Annotated in this window: 16 protein-coding genes and 1 other RNA gene; 16 read left to right on the plus strand and 1 reads right to left on the minus strand. The window is 30.2% G+C overall.

The annotated features are described in order from the left end of the window. The first annotated feature begins 40 nt into the window (after positions 1 to 40). From EC396_RS13565 to EC396_RS13625, 13 genes are all read left to right on the plus strand, one after another. Complete coding sequence (locus EC396_RS13565; protein WP_129367133.1) at positions 41 to 1,270, plus strand: FecR family protein; 1,230 nt, start codon at positions 41 to 43, stop codon at positions 1,268 to 1,270. Between the two features lie 168 nt (positions 1,271 to 1,438). After that, complete coding sequence (locus EC396_RS13570) at positions 1,439 to 4,702, plus strand: SusC/RagA family TonB-linked outer membrane protein (protein ID WP_164975303.1); 3,264 nt, start codon at positions 1,439 to 1,441, stop codon at positions 4,700 to 4,702. Between the two features lie 16 nt (positions 4,703 to 4,718). Beyond that, positions 4,719 to 6,188, plus strand: a complete 1,470-nt coding sequence (locus EC396_RS13575) for a RagB/SusD family nutrient uptake outer membrane protein (protein WP_164975304.1) — start codon at positions 4,719 to 4,721, stop codon at positions 6,186 to 6,188. Positions 6,189 to 6,212: 24 nt separating this feature from the next. After that, positions 6,213 to 6,992, plus strand: coding sequence for a DUF4843 domain-containing protein (locus EC396_RS13580; RefSeq protein ID WP_129367136.1), 780 nt, complete (start codon positions 6,213 to 6,215; stop codon positions 6,990 to 6,992). Between the two features lie 28 nt (positions 6,993 to 7,020). Beyond that, positions 7,021 to 8,502 (plus strand): PKD-like family lipoprotein, encoded by a 1,482-nt coding sequence (locus tag EC396_RS13585; protein ID WP_164975305.1) that lies wholly within the window; start codon positions 7,021 to 7,023, stop codon positions 8,500 to 8,502. A 197-nt stretch (positions 8,503 to 8,699) separates the two neighbouring features. Beyond that, positions 8,700 to 9,539, plus strand: a complete 840-nt coding sequence (locus EC396_RS13590) for a thioredoxin family protein (RefSeq protein ID WP_164975306.1) — start codon at positions 8,700 to 8,702, stop codon at positions 9,537 to 9,539. Between the two features lie 27 nt (positions 9,540 to 9,566). After that, complete coding sequence (locus EC396_RS13595) at positions 9,567 to 10,946, plus strand: TlpA disulfide reductase family protein (protein WP_129367139.1); 1,380 nt, start codon at positions 9,567 to 9,569, stop codon at positions 10,944 to 10,946. Positions 10,947 to 10,957: 11 nt separating this feature from the next. Further along, the gene (locus EC396_RS13600; protein WP_129367140.1) at positions 10,958 to 11,845 is read left to right on the plus strand and encodes a serine protease; all 888 of its coding nucleotides are present in this window, start codon (positions 10,958 to 10,960) and stop codon (positions 11,843 to 11,845) included. Between the two features lie 166 nt (positions 11,846 to 12,011). Beyond that, positions 12,012 to 14,828 carry a pitrilysin family protein gene (locus EC396_RS13605; protein ID WP_129367141.1) on the plus strand — a complete coding sequence of 939 codons (2,817 nt, stop codon included), beginning with the start codon at positions 12,012 to 12,014 and terminating at the stop codon, positions 14,826 to 14,828. Positions 14,829 to 14,852: 24 nt separating this feature from the next. Further along, positions 14,853 to 15,299, plus strand: coding sequence for a protein-disulfide reductase DsbD domain-containing protein (locus tag EC396_RS13610; protein ID WP_129367142.1), 447 nt, complete (start codon positions 14,853 to 14,855; stop codon positions 15,297 to 15,299). 12 nt (positions 15,300 to 15,311) lie between these two features. Next, positions 15,312 to 17,255 carry a protein-disulfide reductase DsbD gene (locus tag EC396_RS13615; RefSeq protein WP_129367143.1) on the plus strand — a complete coding sequence of 648 codons (1,944 nt, stop codon included), beginning with the start codon at positions 15,312 to 15,314 and terminating at the stop codon, positions 17,253 to 17,255. A 42-nt stretch (positions 17,256 to 17,297) separates the two neighbouring features. Further along, positions 17,298 to 18,464 carry an aspartyl protease family protein gene (locus EC396_RS13620; RefSeq protein ID WP_129367144.1) on the plus strand — a complete coding sequence of 389 codons (1,167 nt, stop codon included), beginning with the start codon at positions 17,298 to 17,300 and terminating at the stop codon, positions 18,462 to 18,464. Positions 18,465 to 18,497: 33 nt separating this feature from the next. After that, positions 18,498 to 19,916, plus strand: coding sequence for a TlpA disulfide reductase family protein (locus EC396_RS13625; RefSeq protein ID WP_129367145.1), 1,419 nt, complete (start codon positions 18,498 to 18,500; stop codon positions 19,914 to 19,916). A gap of 93 nt (positions 19,917 to 20,009) precedes the next feature. On the opposite strand, the gene ssrA is transcribed toward EC396_RS13625, so the two are convergent. After that, positions 20,010 to 20,403: a transfer-messenger RNA gene (ssrA, locus tag EC396_RS13630) on the minus strand. Positions 20,404 to 20,524: 121 nt separating this feature from the next. Here ssrA and EC396_RS13635 point away from each other — a divergent pair. The 3 genes from EC396_RS13635 to EC396_RS13645 all read left to right on the plus strand — a co-directional run bounded on the left by EC396_RS13635 (position 20,525) and on the right by EC396_RS13645 (position 24,754). Next, positions 20,525 to 21,727 carry an NAD(P)-dependent oxidoreductase gene (locus EC396_RS13635; protein WP_129367146.1) on the plus strand — a complete coding sequence of 401 codons (1,203 nt, stop codon included), beginning with the start codon at positions 20,525 to 20,527 and terminating at the stop codon, positions 21,725 to 21,727. Next, entirely contained in the window at positions 21,717 to 21,938 is a 222-nt protein-coding gene (locus EC396_RS13640; protein WP_129367147.1) for a DUF3820 family protein, read from the plus strand. Before EC396_RS13635 ends, EC396_RS13640 begins: the two co-directional genes overlap by 11 nt. 263 nt (positions 21,939 to 22,201) lie before the next feature. Continuing rightward, entirely contained in the window at positions 22,202 to 24,754 is a 2,553-nt protein-coding gene (locus tag EC396_RS13645) for an adenosylcobalamin-dependent ribonucleoside-diphosphate reductase (protein WP_129367148.1), read from the plus strand. Positions 24,755 to 24,855: the final 101 nt, after the last annotated feature.

Here is a 24,855-nt window from a genome sequence, read left to right on the forward strand (position 1 = left end):
TAATAAAGAACTCATATTAACGTTCATTATTTAATAAAAAGTGTCAAAAAAAATAAATACATACAGCGTCTCTAAATTAATATATAAATCTGTTATTAAGTCTCTTAAAAAGAAAGAGGAAGAGAATTTGAAAGACTGGTTAAAAGACGAGTCAAATAAAAATTTATATAACGAAATTTTAAGTAGTACTTCTGTTTATAACAAAAGAGCTCTTTACGAACAATCAAATAAGGAAAAAGTTTTTAAGATTGTTAAGGATAAAATAGATAACAATCAAAAAAGGGCTACCATAAAGCAACGTTATTTAAGTTTGTTTAAATATGCGGCTAGCATACTTGTGTTGTTAACTTTAGGAAATCTTATATACAAAGCAAAGTTTGATGCCAATGCAATAACTCAAGAGGCCGTTAAAAATATCAATCCAGGTCATGAAAAAGCGATATTGGTTTTGTCTGATGGTACTGTAGTAGATTTAGAGCAACATAAAAATGAAATGATTATATCAAGCGATATTGCTCAAGCTAAAAATGCAGAAGAGGCTTTGGTGTATAATGTAGTTGATAGCGAAACGTCTGATGATAATGTTGTTCAGCCATTAAAATATAACACACTTAAGGTGCCAAACGGAGGGATGTATCAAGTTGTTTTGTCAGATGGTACAAAAGTATGGTTAAATTCAGCGACTTCATTAACCTATCCTGAAAAATTTGGTAAGGGTCAAAGAATTGTGCAATTAGAAGGTGAGGCTTATTTTGAAGTAACAAAAGATGTAAAAGAATTTATTGTAAAAACAAATGTTGCAGATGTCACTGTTTTAGGTACTCAGTTTAATGTGTCTTCATATAAAGATGATTCTTTTTTCTCTTCAACTTTAGTTGAAGGTAAAATAAAACTAGCGACTTCAAGTAATTCAGGCATTAACAATACTATAATCTTAGCGCCAAACCAAAGAGGTGTAATTAATAAAAACGCGTCTAAAATTCAAGTTAATACTGTAGATACAGAAGTGTATACGGCTTGGAGAGACGGGAAATTCTATTTTGAAAAAGAACATCTAGAAGATATATTAACAAGAATGGCTAGGTGGTATAATATTGACGTAGTTTTTGACGATGAGTCTTTAAAAACGGAAATGTTTACAGGAGTGTTTTATAAAAACAATAAAATAGACCATTTACTTGATATGATTAGCAAAACAACCAAAGTTAATTATGTAATATCTAAAAATAAAATAAATGACAAATATGAATTAAAACTAACTAGAGATTAGTTGATAAAAAACTAGGGAATGCTACCAACATTCCCTAGCGTAATTTTTGTTAGCTAAAAATTTTTGAAAATCGATTATCTAACTTTAACAAGCAAATTTATGAAAAATAAGTCAACTGCAAAAACCTGCAGGTTACTTGGAATACAAAAGAAATTTATTCTACTAATTATGAAGCGAAGTCTTATTTTAGGAATTCTATTTTTTAGTATAACTGCATCATCTTTTTCCCAAAAAATAACATTAGAATTGGGTGAAGTCAAGTTATCACAAGCATTAAAAAGTATTAAAAATGCAACAAATATCGATTTTTTCTACAGCGACAATGAGCTCGATGTAGATCAAGCAGTTGTAGTAAATTACAAGAATACTGAAATTCTTAAAATAGTATCAGATCTTGTGGGGAGTCATTTTAATGTAGAAAAAACAGGTGATAATATTATTCTAATATCTCCTGCGCCTTATAGTGTAGTTCAAAAAGTTATCAATGTAAAAGGAAAAGTAACTAATGAGCAGGGTGAAATTTTACCTGGCGTAACAGTTTTTATAAAAGAAACTAGACGAGGAACTATAACCGATTTAGATGGCAACTATTCTATTGATGTTGATGAAAAATCAACATTGGTTTTTAGTTCAATTGGTTATGCAAATCAAGAAGTTAAGGTGGCTGGTCAATCTGTAATTAACATAAAATTAAAAGAGAATGTTTCCGAATTAGGAGAGGTTGTAATTACAGGTATTTTTCAAAGAAAAAAGGAAAGCTTTACAGGGGCAGTTACATCAGTGTCAACAGATGAGTTAAAAGCTGTTGGAAACTTAAATGTTATTCAAAGTTTAAAAACACTTGATCCATCATTTGTGATAATAGAAAATACAGATATGGGATCTAACCCTAATATTATGCCTACAATTGAAGTTCGTGGTCAAACAAGTATTACAACTACTGGTGTTGCCGATGAGTTTGGAGGTAATCCTAATCAGCCTTTATTTATTTTAGATGGTTTTGAAACAGACTTAAGAACCATCGTAGATTTAGATATGAATAGAGTAGCATCTATGACCATATTAAAAGATGCTGCATCTACGGCTTTGTATGGTGCAAAAGCTGCAAACGGAGTTGTTGTTGTTGAAACTATAAAGCCGCTATCTGGAAAGTTAAGGGTTAATTATACAGGTGATTTTAGAGTTGAAGTTCCAGATTTTAGTGATTATAATCTTATGAAATCGGAAGAAAAATTAGAGTTTGAACGTTTGTCAGGAAGATGGACAGCTCCTGAATACGACCCATTTAAACAATATCAATTGGATGTTTTGTATAATGAAAGATTGGCCGAAATAAGAAGAGGTGTTGAAACTTATTGGTTAGATGAGCCTACTGAAGTTGGTTTTACCCAAGGACATTCTTTATATGTTGATGGAGGAAGTGATAATTTTACTTTTGGTGTTGGTTTAAATTATAAAAATCAAAAAGGGATTATGATTGGTTCTGGTCGTGAAACTTGGGGAGGAACTATCAATTTAAATTATAGAAAAGGCAAATTAAATATTTCAAACATTCTTTATTTAAATGGATACGAATCAACCGAATCTTCTTATGGTTCTTTCGAAGATTTTGCAAAGGCAAACCCATATTATAGACCAAGAGATGAATATGGGAACATAACTCATTATCTTGATAGAGATGCAGATGTGTTTATAAATATAGTAAATCCATTGTATAATTCAACTTTAAATAATTCAAGTGGTTCACATAATTTTTCTGTTCAAAATAATTTAAGAGGTATTTATAAATTTTCAAACGAATTTAGAATACAGGCAAACTTACAATTGATAAAAGGCATAACTACCGCTGAAACATTTTTAGATCCAGAACATGAAAGTTTCTTAAATAGAGATTTACTTGAGAAAGGAAGTTATACAAATTCAAGAGTTGATGAATTTAGCTACCGATTTAATGCAATGGCTTCTTATGCAAAAATATTTAATAACGATCATAATCTTAACGTAAACTTAAGAGCTGAAGCAGAGCAAACTCAAAAAGAAAGATTAGGATTTGAAGCACTAGGATTTCCTTTTGGAACCAATGGAAACCCAGCCTTTGCATTTGGATTTAGAGAAGGGGGGAGACCTTCAACAGCTATGAGTATTTATAGAAGAGTTAATGTTTTAGGAAGCGCTAACTACACCTATAAAAATAAATATTTAGCAGATGCTACTTATAGACTAGACGGTTCTACAACATTTGGTAAAAACGAAAAATTCTCACCATTTTGGTCTGTTGGTTTAGGATGGAACATGCACAATGAATTTGATATGGATCCAGTGCAAGTTCAAATGTTAAAATTAAGAGGAAGTATAGGTACAACAGGTAACCAAGGATTTGGGAGCTTAACATCTACTTCAATATATGGGTTCAATCAAAATATAAATATTTTTGGACAAGGTTTAAATTTATTAACTCTTGCAAACCCAGATTTAAAGTGGCAAAAAACGTTAGATGCCAGTTTTGGTATTGATGCTGTGTTTTTTGAAAACAGATTGTCTGCTACAATTAACTACTTCAACAAAAATACAGACCCACTTGTGGTTGCTGTAGATTTACCTTCTTCAACAGGAGTATTTGGGTATCCAATTAATTCAGGAAATTTAGTGTCTAAAGGATCAGAAGTAATATTGAGATATTCACCGATTTATAACTTACAAGACCGAATTATTTGGACACTTGGTTATACTGCTTCTATGGTTTCAAGTAAATTTGACGGTTTTAACAATACGTTAAAATCTTTAAATGACAGCCAGTTATCAAGTAGAACCTTACAAAGGTATAGAGATGGATTTAGTCCAGATGATTTATGGGCAGTGCCTTCTTTAGGTATTGATCCCGCAACAGGAAAAGAAGTATTCTTAACAAAAGAAGGACTGCAAACATTTGAGTACGATATTGATAATGAGACTGTTATGGGTAATTCTAGGCCCGATGTTGAAGGTGTGGTTAGCAGTAATTTAAGAATTAAAAATTTCACTTTAGGTATTAATTTAAGATACCGTATAGGTGCAGAAAAATTTAATTACGCTCTTTATTCCAAAGTAGAAAACATAAGTAGAGCAGGATTGACAGTAAACCAAGATGCAAGAGCTTTGTATGACAGATGGCAAAATCCTGGTGATCTTTCAAGCTTTAAATCTATTTCATTGACCGATGAAACACCTATTTCATCAAGATTTATTCAAGAAGAAAATGAATTAATTGGAGAGTCAATAAATATTGGATATGATTTTAACGATTCTAAATGGGTTAAAAACATTGGGTTAACAAATCTTAGGTTAAAAGCATATATGAATGATATTTTTAGACTTTCTACAATTAATGTTGAAAGAGGTATCAATTACCCATTTGCACGTGCAGTTTCATTTAGTTTAAATGCATCATTCTAATTATAAAATTTACAAAATGAAAAAAACAATAAAAAATAGTTTTAAAATATTGGTTTGTATGTTAGTCTTCATTTCTTGTGAAGAATACTTAGATGTACAACCAGATGATAAATATATTGAAGAAATCGTATTTTCTAAAGAAATCTCTATTCAAAATGCCATAAATGGTATTTATATGAAAATGACAGAAATTGATTCTTATGGAGGTCAGTTAACAATGTCTACAGTTGATGTTTTAGCCCAACGTTACAATGCTTACTCAGACAGTCATAAATATTATGATTTGGCTCATTATAATTATAACCAAACCAGTATAAAAGAAGATTTTGATGCTATATGGACAAATATGTATGTTAGAATTTTAGAAATAAACAATACAATTGAAAAGTTAGAAATTAACGATGCAAATATCCCTTTAGAAAGATTGAATGTTTTAAAAGGTGAAATGATAGGTTTAAGAGCTATGCTACATTTTGATTTGTTGCGTTTATTTGGACCTATATATAGTGTTAACCCTAGCGCAAAATCACTTCCTTATCAAAATAGCACTTCAACAGAAATTAAACCGCTTTTACCTGCTTCAGAATTTATTGAAAATATTTTAGAAGATTTAACGCTTTCAATAAATTATTTAAATGATGATCCAGTAAAAGAATATGGTAAAATTGCTATACCTGAACAAGATGATGATACTTCGGGATTTGAAGGAACGTCATTTTATAGATATAGAAATTTAAGATTTAATTATTTTGCAGCAAAAGCATTACAAGCCAGAGTTCACTTGTATGCAGGTAATAATTTAGAAGCCAATGCAGCTGCAAAAGAAGTAATTGATGAAGGTACAAAATGGTTTAACTGGGTTGATTTAAATGATGTTATTGCACCTGGGACTAATTCACCTGACAGAATATTTTCTTCAGAAGTATTATTTTCTTTATACAATTCAAATTTATACAATAGACAAGCTACTTTTTTTGGTTCTTCGTTGGTCAATTCCGAAATTCTTGCTCCATTACCAACCAGATTAGACGCAACATTTAATCAAAATACAAATGATATTAGGTATCACAGTTCTAGTTGGAAACTGCCATCAGATGGTTCAAAAACATTTAAAACATTTTTAAAGTTTAGCGAAGTTCAAAGTGGCGATTCATTTATATATATGCAGCCATTAATTAGAATGAGTGAAATGTATTTTATTGCCGCTGAAACATCAGTAGATATTAATGTAGCTACCGATTTTTTAAATGCTGTAAGATTGCATAGAGGTATCCCAAATTTAGATCCAGCCAATATAGATATTGATACAGAATTATTAAATGCATATAAAAGAGAGTTTTATGGAGAAGGTCAACTCTTTTATTTCTATAAAAGAAAAAATATGAGTGCAATTGAAAATGGGTCTGTTGAGACGGGAGATGTACCAATGAGTGAAGCTACCTATGTATTGCCTTTACCTGAATCTGAAACAGATTATAGACAATAATAACATTTAAGATATTATAGAGATATGAAAAAATATATAATAAAAATCATGTTAATATGCGCTACTGTACTTAGTGTTATTGCATGTAAAGAAGATAAAATAGAATTATTTAGCGGAACTGATGTACTTTATTTTAAATGGTCTGTTGATGGGTTTAATAATGATTTAAGTAATAGAATTGATAGTGTTTATGTGTCTTTTGCTAGTAAAACACCCGATGTAATGGATTCAATTTACAATATCCCTGTGAAAATTTTAGGGAATTTAACCGATTTTGACAGAGAATTTAAGGTTCAGGTATTGCCTACATCAACTGCAGTTGAAGGTGTTGATTTTGTAATGCCTAATAATGTATTTGTTCCTGCTCAATCGGTTACAGCTATGTTGCCAATTACCTTATTGCGAACTCAAGCTATACAAAATGAAGTGGTATCTATTAAAGTAGGCTTAGTGCCTAACGAACATTTTAGAACCGATTATTATGGAACGGCTGAAAGAAATGAGAAACATGAACTGTTAAAATATAATGAGATAGAAGTGGTTGTGTCTGATATTTTGAACAAGCCTTTTTGGTGGGATAGAATTATTAAATTTTATTTAGGAGATTATTCTAGAAAAAAGCTAACACTTTTTGCCACTGTAAATAATATTCCAATTCCAAATTGGGAAACTGCTCCACCAAGTATTGGAACATTCTTTGGTCAAAAAAATGTTTTTAAAGCCTATTTACTTGAACAAAAAAACAATGGTACACCTGTGTTAGAAGATGATGGAACTGAAATGAAATTAGGACCATATGCGTAATTATTGTTTAACATTAACTAGATTTATTATGATTAAAAATATAAAAGTTCAATTATTTTTCTTGTTTGCCTGTTTCATTTTTATGAATTCATGTAATAAAGATGAGGGAAATTACGATTATGTAGAAATAAATGAAGTCGTTTTTGAAGGGCTTCTTGAAGATTACACAGTGTCTCGTTTTGACAATTTAGTAATTTCAACAGATGAAGTAAAATATACTAAAGATACCGATGGTACTGGAAATTATGAATATAGCTGGGAGGCTGTTTCAGATAATTTCTTAGATGATAACATCTATGTAATTTCTACAGAAAAAGATATGAATCAACAAATGTTACTTAAGCCAGGTGTTTATACCTTATTTTACCTAGTTAAAGATTTAAATACAGATGTTGAATTTCAATATCAAACAAAATTAAACGTTGTTAATAGTATTTATCAAGGTTGGATGGTTTTAAATGATGTTGATGGAGAACCTAGATTAGATATGATTTCTTTATTAGATGGCGAGTACAAAGAAGTTTATAATGTTTTAGCAGGATCATCGTTAACATTAACCGGTAAACCAGGATTTGTTGAATGTTATCCTTATCAGCCTTCATTTTATGGCGTTTATGTGTCTACTTCAGGAAATGGAACAACAAAGTTAGAACCAGATACTTTTGATTGGGGAAAAACTAACAATATATCTTATGAATTTGTAAGTTCTCAACCAGAAGATTTAGAAGTAACAACTTTATATCCTAGAGGAAATTATTTTTCTGTGGTAATGGCTAATTCAGGTTTTTATGTTTATAATAGAGTTAATAATGTATATTATAGCACACCTCAAAACGTAAGAGCAGACGGTATCTCATTTGAAGTTTCACCACACATTTCAACATCTGAAAGTTTCGGAGTTTTTAAGATGGTTTTTTATGACAATACAAATAAGAAGTTTGTTTATCACAATAATTATACTTCAAATTGTTTTGATGTTACAAGTACAGCTCCTGTATTTACGCCAGGAAAAGATTTAAAATATATGGTTTGGAATTCATATGGAGGAATGTTTGGTACTACTTTCGCAATATTAAAGGATCCTTCAGATGGTAAAAATTATATTGGAATGTTTGAAAGTAATAGTTTTACGCAATCTCATTATAGTGAAATAAAAGCTACTAATTTTGATCAGGCTGAACACATTGCAATAGATCCAACTTACGCTTACATTATGTACAACATAGGAAGTAAAGTTTATGAATATGATGTTTTTACAGGTACTACTGTTGAAATGTTAGATAAAGGAGGTTTAGAAATCACAAAATTAGAATATAGAAAATTCTTTAAAAGTGCTAACGCAGAACTGGCAAAACAGTTGATAGTTTGTACATATGATGCATCAGGTACCAAAGGTTCTAATGGTATAATGGAACTTTACAATGTCCCAGCCATTCAGGGACAACTAGAATTAAACACCTCTTTTTCCGGATTTGGAAAAATTGTTAGTGTAGCCTACAGAGAGCGTTAATTTTTTTATTTAAAAATCAGTAATAAAGGGTTGGTTTTATCAATCAGCCCTTTTTAATCTACGGTAATAAAATGTTAGTGAAGTAAAGTGCAATATATTGACATATAAGTATTTATATATTTTTTTAATTAATATTTAATACTTGTTTTAATATTTTTAAAATGTTTCTACAATACTTTTGCCCAAAACAAATAAGCATGATAAACACCTTAAAACATATACTATTTGCAATAGTTTTAATAACTACATTTTTTGCAAATGCACAAACTAATTTTGAAACAACTTCTTGGGATCTTGTGAAAGAAAAAGCAACGAAAGAAAATAAGTTGATTTTTGTTGATCTTTATTTCACAGGTTGTCCGCCTTGTAAAGAAATGGATGAAGATGTTTTTCCTACTAAAGAGGTGTCAACGGTATTAAATAAATATTTCGTTTCTTTTAAATCAGATATTTTTAAAGAAGATATTGGTAAAAAGCTTAGCATGAAATATGGCGTTAGTGGTTTTCCAACTTTTGTATTCTTAAATGCAGAAGGCCAAGTAATTGATATTACATCTGGTTTTCATGAGGTTGAAGAGTTTACTGCTTTGTTAGCCACTATGCAAGAGAATGCAGCCAATAATATCTTTAAAAAATACAATACTTCATTAGATGGTAATTACCCAGATTTTTATGTAGATGCCTATATGAATAATAAAAGACAAATCTCTTTTGAAACTTTTGATGCTTATTTAAAAAACGAAACGAATTTAGGCGCTGAAATCCCTTTTGTTATTATTAGTAGTCTTAGAGTAGGAGGTTTATACGCAGATTATATAGTTGAAAACGCAGCACAATTAGCTGAAGATTACGGAAGAAACCAAGTAAAAAATACGTTAACTACTATTGTTTTAAAAAAGATAAATAGTTTAGAGAAAACAAAAAATTATTCAGATTTTAATTCACTTTTAAGTACCATAAAACCTATTTATACAGATGTTGAATGGGCAAAGTACGAACCGTTATTTCAAAAACAGTTCACTTCAAATAAATTATAAACAAAACAAATTAAACAAACAATACAGATGAAATTACACAAAATAATATTAACAATTTTAACAACTGTTCTTTTAGTTTCTTTTACAAAAGGACAAGGTTTAAAAACTAGTTATTCAGTAATTACAGGAGTTTTAGATATTCCAGGTAAAACAGAAATTAAATTATTTAAAGTTGAACAAGGACGTCATTTTGAAGTAGGTACTTCAGTTTTAAATGAAAATAATGAATTTGGATTTGCAGTAAGTCCAGATAAAGAAGGTTTTTATATTTTAGGTGATAGAGTTATTGAATTGCCGTTATACTTAAAAGGCGGACAAATATTTGATGTTAAATTTAGTATTAATGGCTATGAGTTAGATGCTCCAGATGAAGAAAATAAAGTACTTTATAATTGGGTAAAAGCTAAAGAACCTCTTATCGTTTTTAAATATGATTACCCAGGAACTCCTAAAACTTATGAAGATTTCTTTCCTTTCTTCGAAAAATTCATGCCTGAAATGAAAAAGAAGCATGAGCTTGTAAATACTTCAAATCAAAACTTTAATAAATTAATGCATGCTTATATAGACTTGGATATTGAAAATATAGCAATAACTTTTGTTTTTACGCCAAGAACAAAGCACCCAAAAGCAGAAGACTTTCCTTCTTTTTACAATGATTTTATGAAAGGGGAAAATTTCAAATCTACTATTGTTTTAGATTTGCCAAACGGTATTAGCGCTTTAAGATTGCATCAGCAATTTAAAACTATGCATACAGGTGTTAGCGTAAAAAATAAGGATTATATGGCTGAAATGTTTAATAGTATTGAAAATGATACTTTAAGAGGGCATATGGCATTGGAGTATAATAAAAGATATAAATCATATGATGATCAATATTTAAGATTTATTGAACCTCTTAGAAAAGACATTGCTCTTAGTGAATATGTAAGTACAGAAATTGATAATTACGAAGTAGGAATTAAAAATTTTAATCCAGGTACACAAGGTTATCCTTTTAGCTATAAAGATCAAAATGATAAAGAAGTTTCGTTCTCTGACTTCAAAGGTAAATACGTATATATTGATGTTTGGGCTATGTGGTGCGCACCTTGTAAGCAAGAAATACCTTATATAAAACAACTTGAAAAAGACTTACACGGTAAAAACATACAGTTTGTAAGTATTTCATTAGACAAACCAAAAGAACATGAAAAGTGGAAAAAATTCATCAAAGATCAAGAATTATCAGGTATCCAGTTATTTTCTGACAATGCTTTTGATTCTAGAATAGCCAGAGATTATAAAATAAATGCCATTCCAAGATTTTTATTATTTGATCCAGAAGGTAAAATTATAGACGCAGAGGCTAAACGTCCATCAGATCCAAGATTAAGAGAGCAATTAGAAGCACTTCTTAAATAAGTATAACAACTATGGTAATTAGATATATTTTAATATTTGTTAGTTTTATTTTTCTAAGTTGCAGTAGTAGCAATGTACAAAAAGCTTCTTCTGAGAGTAACCAAGCGGTGGCTATTAACCATTTAAAATATATTGGTGCAGTAACTCAAGAAGCTCAAAATTATATAACAACAAATAATTATACGCCTTTTGAAACTTTACAAACCCAAAAATTAGATCGTATTGAAGAAAACTCAGAGGTAGTGGTAAGTAATTTTAAACCAAAGAAAAAGTCTGGTCACGAAATGTATAGCCATCTACAAAAAAGTACGCTGTATATTGGCTCTTCTTTTTTATGCGATAAATGTCCTAATATACATTTAAACAATGCTACGGGTTTTGTTATACACGAAGATGGTGTAATTGTAACTAATTACCATGTTATTGAGGTAAATTCACAAGTTGATATATCAGCAATATTTGTAGCTGATTTTGAGGGTAATGTTTTTCCTGTGACTAATATTTTATCTGCCAGTCAGTCTAATGATTTAGCTATTTTAAAAGTAAATACCAATGGCAAAAAGTTAAAAGCATTGCCACTTGCTAAGCAAGAATTAGTAGGTGAAGATGTGTTTATGATGGGACATCCTTTTGGTACTACTTTTTTTATGACAAAAGGAATGATTGCCAATAAATATATGAGTGAACGTTCTTATGAACCTAAAATAGCAATAACAGCCGAATTTGGTCAAGGTGCTAGTGGTGGCCCAGTAGTTAATGAGTTTGGTCAAATAGTTGGTGTTGTAAGTGCAACCCAAATACATTATACCAATGGGTCTAAAGAGCACGGCGACTTACAATTAATAGTTAAGGAAGCTGTACCTGTTAGTGCTTTAAATAATTATATTAAAACAAAATAATTAAAACCAAAATTTAAAAGGTTTTTTTAATGTGAGCTTGCAATTCAGAGTAATTTTTTTTCATAATAGATATTTGAATTAATCAATTTTTGAAAAAAACAATGAAAACAGGACAGTAAAATGTCCTGTTTTTTAAAACAATATTTAATATTTTACAACTACAAATATGAAACGTATTTTCTTTTTAACACTATGTTCTTTTTTCTTTTTGCCACTTTTTAGCAGTGCTCAGAATTTAAATTTAGACGAGCCTTTACCAATAGATAAAACGATAAAAAAGGGGGTTTTGCCTAATGGTATGACCTACTATATTAAAAGTACCGATGTGGTTAAAGAAGCTGCAAGTTATTATATAATTCAAAATGTAGGTTCTATATTAGAAAATGATGATCAGCAAGGGTTAGCACATTTTTTAGAGCATATGGCTTTTAACGGAACCGAAAGTTTTCCAGGAAAAAGCATACTAAATACATTGCAAAAACACGGAGCTGTTTTTGGAAAAGACATCAATGCTTATACTTCTTTTGATGAAACGGTTTATAACTTAAATAATATTCCTACAAAAGATGACTTAATAGATACTTGTTTAACAATTTTAAATGATTGGTCTAATTATTTACTACTAACAGATGAAGAAATTGATGCTGAAAGAGGTGTTATTAAAGAAGAATGGCGCTCACGTCAAAATGGGCAAATGCGCTTATACAATACATCACTTCCTATTACTTTTAATTATTCAAAATATGCCTACAGATTACCTATAGGTTTAATGTCGGTAGTTGAAGAGTTTAATTATAAAGCACTGCGTGATTTTTATCACGATTGGTACAGAACCGATTTACAAGCTATAGCTGTTGTTGGAGATATTAATGTTGATGAAGTTGAGCAAAAAATTATTGAAAAGTTTTCAAAAATACCTGCAGTTGAAAATCCAAGAGAACGCTTTGTTGTTGATATTCCAGATAATAAAGAAATGTTGTACAGTTTAGGTATGGATTCTGAAATTTCTACAGCCAACATAAGTTTTGGTATTCGCCATAAAAACTCATTAGAAGCAGAAACGGTTGCCGACTTGAAACAATCATTGTTAGAAGGTATGGTAATGAGTATGTTGTCTTCAAGAATTAGAGAACAAGCTCAAAAGTCAGACGCAACATTTTTAAATGCTTACACCAGTTTTGGTAGTATGACAAGAACAACAAATTCTTTTAATGTTGGAATTTCTCCAAAAACAAATCAGCAAAAAGAAGCTTTTTACCAAGTTTTTACTGAAGTAGTTAGAGCTGTAAAATTTGGGTTTATTCAATCAGAAATAGACAGAGCAATTGTTCAGCTTAAAAGTTCTTATGAAAATCAAATTGCAACAAAAGATGCTATAACCCATAAATGGATTGTAGGATCAATGCAAAATAATTATTTAGAAAACAAAACAATTTGTGATATTGAACAAGAATATGAAATTGCAAAACAAATTTTTGATGGCATTACTATTGAAGAGTTACATAACACGATAAAAAGATTATATACTCAAGAAAATAGATATTTAAACGTTACTGGTGTTGAAGGACAAGATAATTTAACTGAAGAACAAGCTAAAAAAGCGATTAAAGAAATTGAAAGCAATTCAACCATAGAACCCTATTTTGAAGATTTAATAGGAAAAACATTAGTTTCAGATATTACTATTAATGAAGGTGAAATTGCAAAAACAGAAACAAATTCGGAAATAGGAGCTACTACTTTTATTTTAAGTAATGGTGTAAAAGTTCATTATAAATTTGTAGATAAAGAAAAAGATAGAGTAACCTTAAACGGTTATAGTTATGGCGGAGAATCTCTTCTAAACGATGACGATTTACCTTCTGCGAGCTTAATGAGGGATTTAATGCAAATGTCTGGTTTGGGTGATTTTTCTTCTACCGATTTAAAAAAGATTTTAGCAGGAAAAACAGCCAATGTTAATGTTAATTTAGGTGAAATTACCGAAAATTTCTTTGGAAATTCAAACACAAAAGATGTTGAAACAATGTTGCAAATGTTGCACGTGTATTTTGTAAAACCACGTTTTGATGAAGAGGCTTTTAAAGTATTAGGAAATAATTTAGATAACTATCTGGCAAGAAGAAGTAAAGATGTTGGAGAGCAAATGAGAGATAGTATGAAGGTTACTATATACGGTAAAAACAATCCTAAAGAAGCAATTTTTAATAAAGATTTTGTGTCTAAAATTTCTTTTGATAAAATCAAGGCTATTTATAACGACCGTTTTGGAGATGCATCAGATTTCGAATTTTATATTGTTGGAGATGTTACAGAAGCGCAATTAAAACCTTTATTAAAAAAGTATGTTGCTAGTATACCAACAGATAATACAACAGAGGTTTTTAAAGATAACGGAGCAGAGTGGATTTCAAATAAAATTGATGAAGATATTTATTTAACCATGGCAGATCCTAAGGCAAAAGTAAATATAGCCTATAAAAAAGAGTTGCCGTATACAATTGAAAATTCTTTATATACCAATGCTTTAGGAGGTGTTTTGCAATTGCGTATTACAGAAACAGTAAGAGAATCCGAAGGTGGAGCATATAGTCCAAGAGCTTATGCTACATTTTTTAGAGAACCTAAATCGAAAGCATTTATCTCGGTAAGTTTTGATTGTAATCCAGATTTAGCAGATAAATTAGTTGAAATTGTGAAGGATGAATTGCAAAAAATGGCAAATGGTGAAATTAATGAAGACGATTTATTTAAAATTAAAACCAATTTTATAAAGGAACGCGAGCAATCAAAAGATAAAAACGCTTATGATTTGCAATTGCTTACAGCGTTTTATAGATATGGCTATAATATGAACAATTCTGAAAATTTTGAAGATATAGTAAACAATATGTCTATTAAAAATATTCAGCAAATAGTAAAACAAGTTATAAGTGAAGGACAATCTTATGAGATTGTATTTAAACCAAAAACAACAATATAAATGCAACCGAAATATTTAAAAACAATGAAAAATTTTATTTTAACAATAGCTTTTTTAACAGTTAGTTTTGTACAAGCGCAAATATTAGAGCCAGTAAAATGGACTACATCAGTAAAAAAAGTTTCCGACTCAGAATTTATACTAATAGCCACAGCTGAAATTGATGACAATTGGCATTTATATTCACAATCGGTTCCTGAAGACGGGCCTTTACCAACAACTTTTACTTTTGAAGGAAATGCTAATTACCTTAAAAAAGGAAATACATTAGAGGAAAAAGGACATACCATAAAAGACCCTGTTTTTGAAATGGAAATTAAATATTTTGAAATTAAAACAACCTTTAAACAGCATATAAAATTAAAAACTAAAAATGCATTTAAAGTAAAAGCAGTCGTAGAATTTATGGTTTGTGATGACAGTAGATGTTTACCACCTAACGAAGTTGATTTGGTATTTAACGTACAATAAATTAGAAGTGAAATGAAAAGAAGTTTTTTATTTTTATTAGTATTATTATCATTTACAATTTCCCAAGCTCAAATTTATAATCCTGTAAAATGGACAACTTCTGTCGAGAAATTATCTGATACAGAATATAAATTAATTTCAAAGGCTTCTATAGATGCTGGTTGGCATTTATATTCACAATCTGTTCCTGAAAACGGGCCAAGCCCAACTGCATTTTTATATGATGATGGAGGAGGTAATTTCAAAATAAAAGGAAACACTTCTGAAGAAGAAGGGCATACAGTTGATGATCCTGTTTTTGAAATGAAGATTAAGTATTTTGAAAATACAGCTGTTTTTGAGCAAACTATTGAAATTGTTAAAGACATTACTAGTGTTGATGCTTTTGTTGAATTTATGGTTTGTGATGATACTAAATGCTTACCGCCAACTGAAGTAGAATTGGTATTTAATATTACCGAAAATAAAAAAGAAGCAACAACAATAGTCACTAAATCAACTTCAAAAGAATCAAATAAAAGTCTTTGGGCAATTTTCTTTATAGCTTTTCTTTCGGGTTTTGCAGCATTGTTAACACCTTGTGTATTTCCAATGATACCTATGACGGTAAGTTTTTTTACAAAACAAAGTAAAAACAAAGCTGCAGGTATAAAAAATGCGATTATTTACGGTGTATCAATTATGGTTATTTACGTTTTGTTAGGTACACTTGTTAGTTTAATTTTTGGAGCAGATGCCTTAAATGCGCTTTCAACCAATGTTTGGTTTAATCTTGTATTTTTTATATTGTTAATTGTATTTGCTGTTTCGTTTTTAGGAGCATTTGAAATTATGCTTCCAAATTCTTGGGCAAATAAAGTAGATAGTCAGGCAGATAGAGGTGGAATAATTGGAATTTTCTTTATGGCATTAGCCTTGGCAATTGTTTCGTTTTCTTGTACAGGTCCAATTGTTGGTACTTTATTAGTTGAAGCAGCGGGGGGTGGAAATCAAATCGGACCAATTATTGGGATGTTAGGTTTTTCATTGGCATTGGCAATTCCTTTTGCATTATTTGCAGCATTTCCAGGATGGTTAAATTCGTTGCCAAAATCTGGTGGGTGGTTAAATACTGTAAAAGTAGTTTTAGGGTTTTTAGAATTAGCATTGGCTTTTAAATTTTTATCAAATGCCGATTTGGTATTGCAATTACATTGGTTAGAACGCGAAGTGTTTATTGCAATATGGATTGCTATTTTTGGGGTTTTAGCCTTGTATTTCTTTGGAAAAATACAATTACCACATGATTCACCTTTAACACATATTTCCGTAGGGAGATTAGGTTTAGGATTGTTATCGTTAACCTTTACCTTTTATATGATTCCTGGTCTTTGGGGAGCACCACTAAATTTAATCAGTGCTTTTCCGCCAGCACAACATTATAGTGAAGCGCCTTATGGTGTTGGATTTACAAAATTGAGTAACGACTTAGTAATAAACGGCACTGAAACTAAAATTCCTGAAGGTGCACATTTAATGGCTCCGCATAATATTTTGGCTTTTAACGATTACGATTTAGGTGTTGCGTATGCCAAAAAAGTAAACAAACCTATTTTGATTGATTTTACAGGACATGCTTGTGTAAATTGTAGAAAAATGGAACAAAATGTATGGGTGAAAGATGAAATTTTACCTATTTTAAGAAACGATGTAGTGTTGATTTCTTTATATGTTGATGATAAGAGACCTTTACCAAACAATGAAGAGTTAGATTCAAAATTATATCCAGGTAAAAAGTTAAAATATATTGGTCAAAAGTGGAGTGAGCTACAAACCATTAAATACAAAACAAATTCACAACCTTTTTATGTGTTGATGGATTTAAATGAAGAAAAATTAAATGAGCCAGCAGCTTATACTCCAAATGTTGATGAATATCTCGAATGGTTAAATGAAGGTATTTTAAACTTTAAATAAATTGAAGTTGTAATATTTTAGTATAAATTTTAAAATATAAAAATGAAACAAAAAGTACAGTTAATATTTTTGGCAATCAGTTTAATGTTTGCCAATTTAGTAAGTGCACAAAAAAATATAGAGGTGCCTTTTTATACCAAAGGACCTTTAATGTATGTTAATGTTGAATTAGGAGGTGAATATTGTACTTTTTTGTTTGATACAGGTGCAAGTAATAGTATTATATCTATAGAATTTGCAAAAAGGTTGGGTATAAACTTAGATAAAGAAACCCACGTACGTAGTTTTGGTGGTGTCCAAAATGCTTATGATATTGTAATTCCAGAATTAAAGCTTGGAGCATATACTAGACAAAATGTAAAAGCAATGGCCATTCCCAATGTAACTTCAGGTCAAGGTGATTATGTAGGTGTTATTGGCGCTGAATTTCTGAAAAACATGGTTTTAAATATTGATTATGAAAGAGGGGTAATGACTTTCGGATCAAAAGTAAAAGTAGATAAAAATAAAAGTGTAAAAATACCAATGATTTTTGGAGGTGGACTTCCGCTTATTGATGTTCGATTGTTAGATCATAAGCAACATTATATTTTAGGTAAAATGATTGTTGATACAGGAGCTGATGCATACTTATTATTTAATTCTGATGCAGAAAAAAAGTATGGCTATGCAGAAAGTTTTAATCAAAAATTTGAGGATGTAACTTTCAGTCCAGCAGGACAATTTCGTACAATTTTAGGTAGAACATCTGGATTTGGAATGGGGACAATTGAAGTGGAAGGTGTGCCAATGAAGGTAATTTCACCAAATGAACATACACCAGACATGCGCAATGATGTTCTTGGTTTTATTGGCAACAAACTTTTAAGTAGATACCATATAACATTTGATGGCATAAACAATTTACTTTATTTGACTCCAAATAGTATTGCTAATGCACCTACGTATGCAAATTTGGTTGGGTTTCGATTTATGGCAAATAGAGATAGGAATTTTGTATTAATGCAAATTGTTGAAAACGGTACAGCTGATAAAGCGGGTTTAATAAATGGCGATGTAATTACAATGATTGATGGAAGAAAAGCAAGTCAAACAAATATTGATGAATTTCTTTCATTATTTTCAACTATAGGTAATGAAATTGAAATTACTTATTCCAGAAATCAAAAGGTTTTAAAAACAACTATGGTGGTTAATGATATATTATAACTGTTTTAATAAAGTTTAAAATGTAAATTAAAAATGAAGGATAAAATACAACAAAATATTATAAAAGGAATTGTTATTGTAGCAGTAGTTTTACTAACCTTGGGTTTTCAAAGCTTACCTAATAACAACAATAAGGTTACAATTAAAGGAACTACTTTAGTAAAAGGTGATAAATTTGAATTGATATACAATACATTTAATTTTTCCTTTAATTATGGTGAGTTTGCAATTCAGGAAGATGGCAGTTTTAATGGTGAAATTTTTATTTCTGAACCTGTTTTTGGTAAAGCTAGAATTATAAATGACAGACGAACCGTTAAAATATTTCCTTTGTTTATTAAGCCAGGATCTTCAATTGAACTCAATATAAGTGAAAATGAAGTAGAGTATAAAGGTGAATTGAAAAATGAAAATGAGTTTTTTAAAAAATTTGAAATAGAAGTTACAATGGGTACGTTTAAGTACTACAACTCTACTAATTTTGATGATTTTACAATTTTAGATGCGTTAAATGAAAAAAATAAGGCTATACTTTCTGAAACGCAACTTGATGAAGAATTTAAACAATATGTAGCTTCTTGGTTAAATTATTCATATCAATCAATCAAATACAGAATTATTGCAAAAGCTGATGTAAATAATTTAGATTTACCTAATGAGGTTATTAATTTTATAACAGAAACAAGCTATGATAAGTTTAGCTCTTCAGCCATATTGGGTGTACAAGATTGGAGGAGTTTTTTAGATAACTATTTTAAGGTTCAAAATAAATATATTAAAAGTAATTCAATAAAATTATATGACCGTTTTGTGCAGATTGAAAATACTTTTATAAAAGATCGTTACGCTTTATATCTTGTTAATAGTTTAGTAAATTTAAGAACTGGTATGGATGGAACTTGTAGAAAACAAGTTGAAAGCATCTCATCTTTTGTGAAATATCCACAAACAAAAAAAAGTTTAGATTCGTTGTATAGTCAGCTTTCTAAATACGAATCAGAATACAAACATTTATTAAAAGGCAAACCTGCTCCAGGATTTACATTTGAAGATGTAAATGGTAAAATAGTGTCTTTAAGTGATTTTAAAGGAAAGTATGTTTTTCTAGATGTATGGAATATTTACTGCGGGCCATGTATTGCACAAATACCTTATATTAAAAAATACGAAGAGGAATTGAAAGATGAAAATATTGCATTTATTGCGGTTTCTTGCGATAGGCAAAAAGAAAAACAAAAGTGGAAAGATTTTGTGATTAAAAAAGAAATGGTTGGACACCAGTTAATTATGGATAACGGAAGAGATTCAGATTTTTTGATAGATTACAATATCAAAGGTTTTCCAACATTTATAGTTATTGATCCTGAAGGGAATATGGTAGATTACAAATTCTTATTACCAGAAAATAAAGAATTCTTCCCAACTTTACTTAATATTATCAAATCAGATTAAGAGTTTTTTGTAAATAGAAGTTTAAATTCAACACAATAAGATTTATAATAAAAAAGCCCTAATTACTTGTAATTAAGGCTTTTTTATTATGAATAGTGGAGACGCCGGGAATCGAACCCGGGTCCAAACAAGCAACCAAAGTACTTTCTACATGTTTAGTTTTCGTTTGATTTTTGTCTTAAAGCTGACCGAAAACAGCCTACTTAAAGCTTAGCTTCTTAAGTTTCAAAACACCCCCAAAGCTTAGGTGTTTCTATGTTAACTTTTACGATGCCTCTATATTGACCGCCGCTAACCAAGGCTTTCAAGAGACATTTAGCTTGCACACCTAGTGTGCCGAGGCTTATCCTACTGTGATTCGGATTAAGCAGCTAAAGCGTAGTTATCTTCGCCGTTTAAATAGTTGAAATTGAGATTTACGAGTGCTATTTCATTACTCGACATGCTTATAGTTTAATTGACCTTGCAGTCAAAACCAGTCGTCCCCAATAAGTCAAAGAGCTAAATTCTTTAAAGAACGCAAATGTATAAAAAATCTAATACATATTTAGTTGTCTGTTTCTTTAATTCACAATATCTTAGTAGCAACATTTATACCACTTTGAATTATGAAATTAGGAATCATCAAAGAGCGTAAAAATCCGCCAGATCGTCGTGTAGTTCTTAGTCCTTCGGCTTGTGAAAAAATGTTATCACTTTATCCTGAGCTAATTATTAAAGTTGAAAGTTCAAGTGATCGTTTTTTTACTGATGAAGATTATATAAGTAAAGGTATTGAAGTGGTAAACGATGTTTCGGATTGCGATGTTTTACTAGGCGTAAAAGAGGTGCCTGTTGAATATTTAATTCCAAATAAAAAGTATTTTTTCTTTTCTCATACCATAAAAAAGCAAGTTCACAATCGCAAATTATTACAAGCTATTTTATTAAAAAATATTGAGTTTTACGATCACGAACTTATTGTAAATCAAAAAGGTCAACGTTTGGTAGCCTTTGGAAAGTACGCTGGTATAGTTGGTACATATAATGCATTTAGAACTTATGGTTTAAAGTACAATTTGTTTCAACTGCCCAAAGCATCTCAATTACAAGATAAGCAGATGCTAGTTTCTGAGCTTCAAAAAATAAAGCTACCCAATATTAAAATAGTTTTAACAGGTAAAGGCAGGGTTGGTAAAAGTGCAAAAGAAATGTTGGAAAGTATAGATTTGCGTGAAGTTTCGGTTGATGAATTTTTGAATAAAACTTTTAATGAACCAGTTTATACTCAAATAGATGTGTTGGATTATAATAAGCGTAAAGATGGAAAGGTGATGGGCGAACTTGATTTTTTTACAAATCCTACTGAATACAAAAGTGATTTTATGCGTTTTGCTAAAGTGGCAGAGATGTACATTGTTTGTCATTTCTACGGAAGTGGCTCTCCATTTATTTTTACAAATGAAGATGCTAAAAATAAAAATTTCAACATAAAAGTGGTGGCAGATATAAGTTGTGATATAAACGGACCTGTGGCTTCAACCATACGATCTTCAACAATTCAGAATCCTATTTATGGTTACGATCCAATTACAGCAAAAGAGGTCGATTTTAAAAATAATAACGCAATAGCTGTAATGGCAGTTGATAATTTGCCTTGCGAATTGCCAAAAGATGCTTCAGAAGGTTTTGGCCAAAGTTTTATGGAAAATGTAATTCCAGCATTTTTTAACAACGATAAAGATGGTATTCTTTTTAGAGCAAGAATGACCCAAAATGGAAAATTAACCCCACGTTTTAACTATTTACAAGATTTTATTGATGGAAAATAAACAACATCAACAACTTATTAAGTTGGCAAATACCAAAATGCCTTATGGAAAATATAAAGGAAGGTTTTTAATAGATTTACCCGAACATTATATAGTATGGTATAATAGTAAAGGGTTTCCATCAGGTACTTTTGGAGATCAATTACGATTGATTTACGAAATTAAATTAAACGGATTGGAAGATTTAGTGCGAAAATTAAAAGAAACCTAGTCTTTGTTTTGTTTGTATTTATAGGTTTATAAACAATATATCTAAAAGATAATTGCTAAAATATTTTAAAATAAAAGTAGCTGAAAGTTTGACTTCTAAATTTAAGAATTACTTATTTGAAGTAGCAAGAAAATAATTAAAAAAAGTTGAATAACTTTTCAACATCAAAATGTTAATTATTAATTGGTGTAAAAGACGATTCGGTTTTAAATATTCAATAATTTTATTTTTTGAAAAATTAATCAATTATAAACCAATTAAAAATGACAGAAGAGTTAGTGTTTCCGAAAATTTACGATTATAATGAGGTGTTAGAGAGTTGTTTAGCTTATTTTAAAGGTGATGAGTTAGCTGCGACCACTTGGATGAATAAATATGCGGTAAAAACTAAAAAGGGAGAGTATTTAGAAGCTACACCTGATCAAATGCATAAAAGAATGGCCAAAGAGTTTGGTCGTATTGAAAAGCATTATGAAGGGAAAGAATTAAGTGTAGAAGGACTGTCTGATTATGGTAAGAATCGTAAATTTTTATCAGAAGATAAGATTTATGATTTGTTTAAAGATTTTAAATATATCATTCCTCAAGGAAGTGTAATGTCTTCTTTAGGAAACAACAATGTAATTGCATCATTATCAAACTGTGTGGTAATTCCACCAGTGTATGATTCTTACGGAGGTATTTTTCATACAGATGAGCAATTGGCACAATTATTTAAACGCCGTTGTGGTGTTGGGGTAGATTTATCAAATTTACGTCCACGTGGCGCGCAAGTTTCTAATTCTGCAGGTTCAACTACTGGGGCGGTTTCATTTATGGATCGTTTTTCAAATACCACGCGTGAAGTTGCTCAAAATGGTAGAAGAGGAGCTTTAATGTTAACAATGGATATTGCTCATCCTGATGTTGAAGAGTTTGTAACAGTTAAGCAAGATTTGTCAAAAGTAACAGGTGCTAATATTAGTTTGCGTTTGTCTGATGAATTTATGATGGCTGTTGTAAATGATGAAGATTATACCCTACGTTGGCCAGTTGATAGTAAAAAACCAACTTATACCAAAACAATTAAAGCAAAAGAATTGTGGGAAACAATTATTAAATGTGCTCACAATACAGCTGAACCGGGTCTAATTTTTTGGGATCGTCAACATTATTATTCAACATCTTCAATTTATCCTGGATTTAAAAATAGTTCAACAAATCCTTGTTCAGAAATTGCAATGCAAGGTGGTGATAGCTGTCGTTTAATTGCAATTAATTTATACAGTTTTGTAAACAATCCTTTTGCTGAAAATGCATCTTTTGATTTTGAAAAATTCTACAAAGTAGTGTATGAATCACAACGTTTAATGGACGATTTAGTAGATTTAGAGCTAGAGGCTGTAGATAAAATTTTTAATAAAATAATGCACGATAAAGAACCTGATAGCATTAAACAAGTTGAAATTGATACTTGGAAATTGTTATATAAAACAGGTAAAAAAGGTAGAAGAACAGGTTTAGGTTTTACTGCTTTAGCTGATGCGATGGCAGCTTTGGGTAAAAAATTCGATACCGATGATTCGTTGGAAGTAATTGATGAAATTATGAAAACCAAACTTAGAGGTGAGTTTGATAGTAGTATAGATATGGCAATTACTCGTGGTAAATTTGAAGTATTTAATGCTGATATTGAAAAATATTCTGAGTTTGTACAAATGATGGAAAAAGAGTTTCCTGATGTTTATAAAAGAATGATGGTATACGGTAGAAGAAATATTTCAATCAGTACAGTTGCTCCAACAGGAAGTTTAAGCATGTTGGCGCAAACTTCTTCAGGAATTGAGCCAGTTTTCTTATTGTCTTATAAACGAAGAAGAAAAGTAAATCAAGATGATCCAAATGCTAAAATAGCGTATGTTGATGATATGGGAGATGCTTTTGAAGAGTTTGAAGTATATCATCCAAAATTAAAACAATGGATGGAAGTTACAGGAAAAACTGATATCAATGAAAGTCCGTATGCAGGTGCAACTGCTCCAGAAATAGACTGGATGAAACGTGTTGAAATGCAGGCTATGGTTCAAAAATACACAACACATTCAATTAGTTCAACAATTAATTTGGCAAGTGATGTAACTGTTGATTTGGTTGGGGATATTTATATTGAGTCATGGAAACAAGGCTTAAAAGGAATTACAGTTTATAGAGATGGTTCTCGTAGTGGAATTTTAGTTGCAAGTGACGAAAAAACAAAAGAGAAAAAACTTGGCGATTGTTTTGCTGAAACTATTTTCCCTAAAAGACCAAAGAAAATTGAAGCAAAAGTAGTTCGTTTTCAAAATGATTACGACAAATGGGTAGCTGTTGTTGGTTTGATTAATAAAAGACCTTACGAAATATTTACAGGAAAATTAGAAGATGCATTTTTATTACCAACTTGGTTAGAAGAAGGTTGGGTTATTAAAAATAAAGATGAAGAAGGAAATACAAGATACGATTTTCAATTTGCAGATAAACAAGGTTATAAAGTAACTATGGAAGGTTTGTCTAGAACTTTTGATAAAGAATATTGGAATTATGCTAAATTAATATCTGGGGTGTTACGTCATGGAATGCCAATACCTTATGTAGTTGATTTGGTAAATAACTTAAATATGTACGATACCAATATCAATACTTGGAAAAATGGTATTGCACGTACCTTAAAACAATTTGTGTTAGATGGTACGCAAGCTGCAGATAAAAAATGTAATGTATGTGGTGATCCAGAGGGGTTGATTTATGAAGAGGGTTGTTTAAAGTGTAAAAACTGTGGAGATACCAAATGTGGATAAATTTTAAAGTTCAATGTTAATATAAAAAATCCCCTAAGAATTAAATTTCTTAGGGGATTTTTTTATCAATTATCAATTATCAATTATCAATTATCAATTAT

It is taken from the genome of Lutibacter sp. HS1-25, assembly GCF_004121075.1.
Classification (GTDB): Bacteria; Bacteroidota; Bacteroidia; order Flavobacteriales; family Flavobacteriaceae; genus Lutibacter.

What these genes read in the sequence shown, in the direction of transcription:
- EC396_RS13620 (WP_129367144.1), top strand. Translation starts at nt 17,298, where the DNA reads ATGAAACAAAAAGTACAGTTAATATTTTTGGCAATCAGTTTAATGTTT.
- EC396_RS13625 (WP_129367145.1), top strand. Translation starts at nt 18,498, where the DNA reads ATGAAGGATAAAATACAACAAAATATTATAAAAGGAATTGTTATTGTA.
- EC396_RS13570 (WP_164975303.1), top strand. Translation starts at nt 1,439, where the DNA reads ATGAAGCGAAGTCTTATTTTAGGAATTCTATTTTTTAGTATAACTGCA.
- EC396_RS13580 (WP_129367136.1), top strand. Translation starts at nt 6,213, where the DNA reads ATGAAAAAATATATAATAAAAATCATGTTAATATGCGCTACTGTACTT.
- EC396_RS13585 (WP_164975305.1), top strand. Translation starts at nt 7,021, where the DNA reads ATGATTAAAAATATAAAAGTTCAATTATTTTTCTTGTTTGCCTGTTTC.
- EC396_RS13595 (WP_129367139.1), top strand. Translation starts at nt 9,567, where the DNA reads ATGAAATTACACAAAATAATATTAACAATTTTAACAACTGTTCTTTTA.
- EC396_RS13590 (WP_164975306.1), top strand. Translation starts at nt 8,700, where the DNA reads ATGATAAACACCTTAAAACATATACTATTTGCAATAGTTTTAATAACT.
- EC396_RS13645 (WP_129367148.1), top strand. Translation starts at nt 22,202, where the DNA reads ATGACAGAAGAGTTAGTGTTTCCGAAAATTTACGATTATAATGAGGTG.
- EC396_RS13610 (WP_129367142.1), top strand. Translation starts at nt 14,853, where the DNA reads ATGAAAAATTTTATTTTAACAATAGCTTTTTTAACAGTTAGTTTTGTA.
- EC396_RS13615 (WP_129367143.1), top strand. Translation starts at nt 15,312, where the DNA reads ATGAAAAGAAGTTTTTTATTTTTATTAGTATTATTATCATTTACAATT.
- EC396_RS13575 (WP_164975304.1), top strand. Translation starts at nt 4,719, where the DNA reads ATGAAAAAAACAATAAAAAATAGTTTTAAAATATTGGTTTGTATGTTA.
- EC396_RS13635 (WP_129367146.1), top strand. Translation starts at nt 20,525, where the DNA reads ATGAAATTAGGAATCATCAAAGAGCGTAAAAATCCGCCAGATCGTCGT.
- EC396_RS13600 (WP_129367140.1), top strand. Translation starts at nt 10,958, where the DNA reads ATGGTAATTAGATATATTTTAATATTTGTTAGTTTTATTTTTCTAAGT.
- EC396_RS13605 (WP_129367141.1), top strand. Translation starts at nt 12,012, where the DNA reads ATGAAACGTATTTTCTTTTTAACACTATGTTCTTTTTTCTTTTTGCCA.
- EC396_RS13640 (WP_129367147.1), top strand. Translation starts at nt 21,717, where the DNA reads ATGGAAAATAAACAACATCAACAACTTATTAAGTTGGCAAATACCAAA.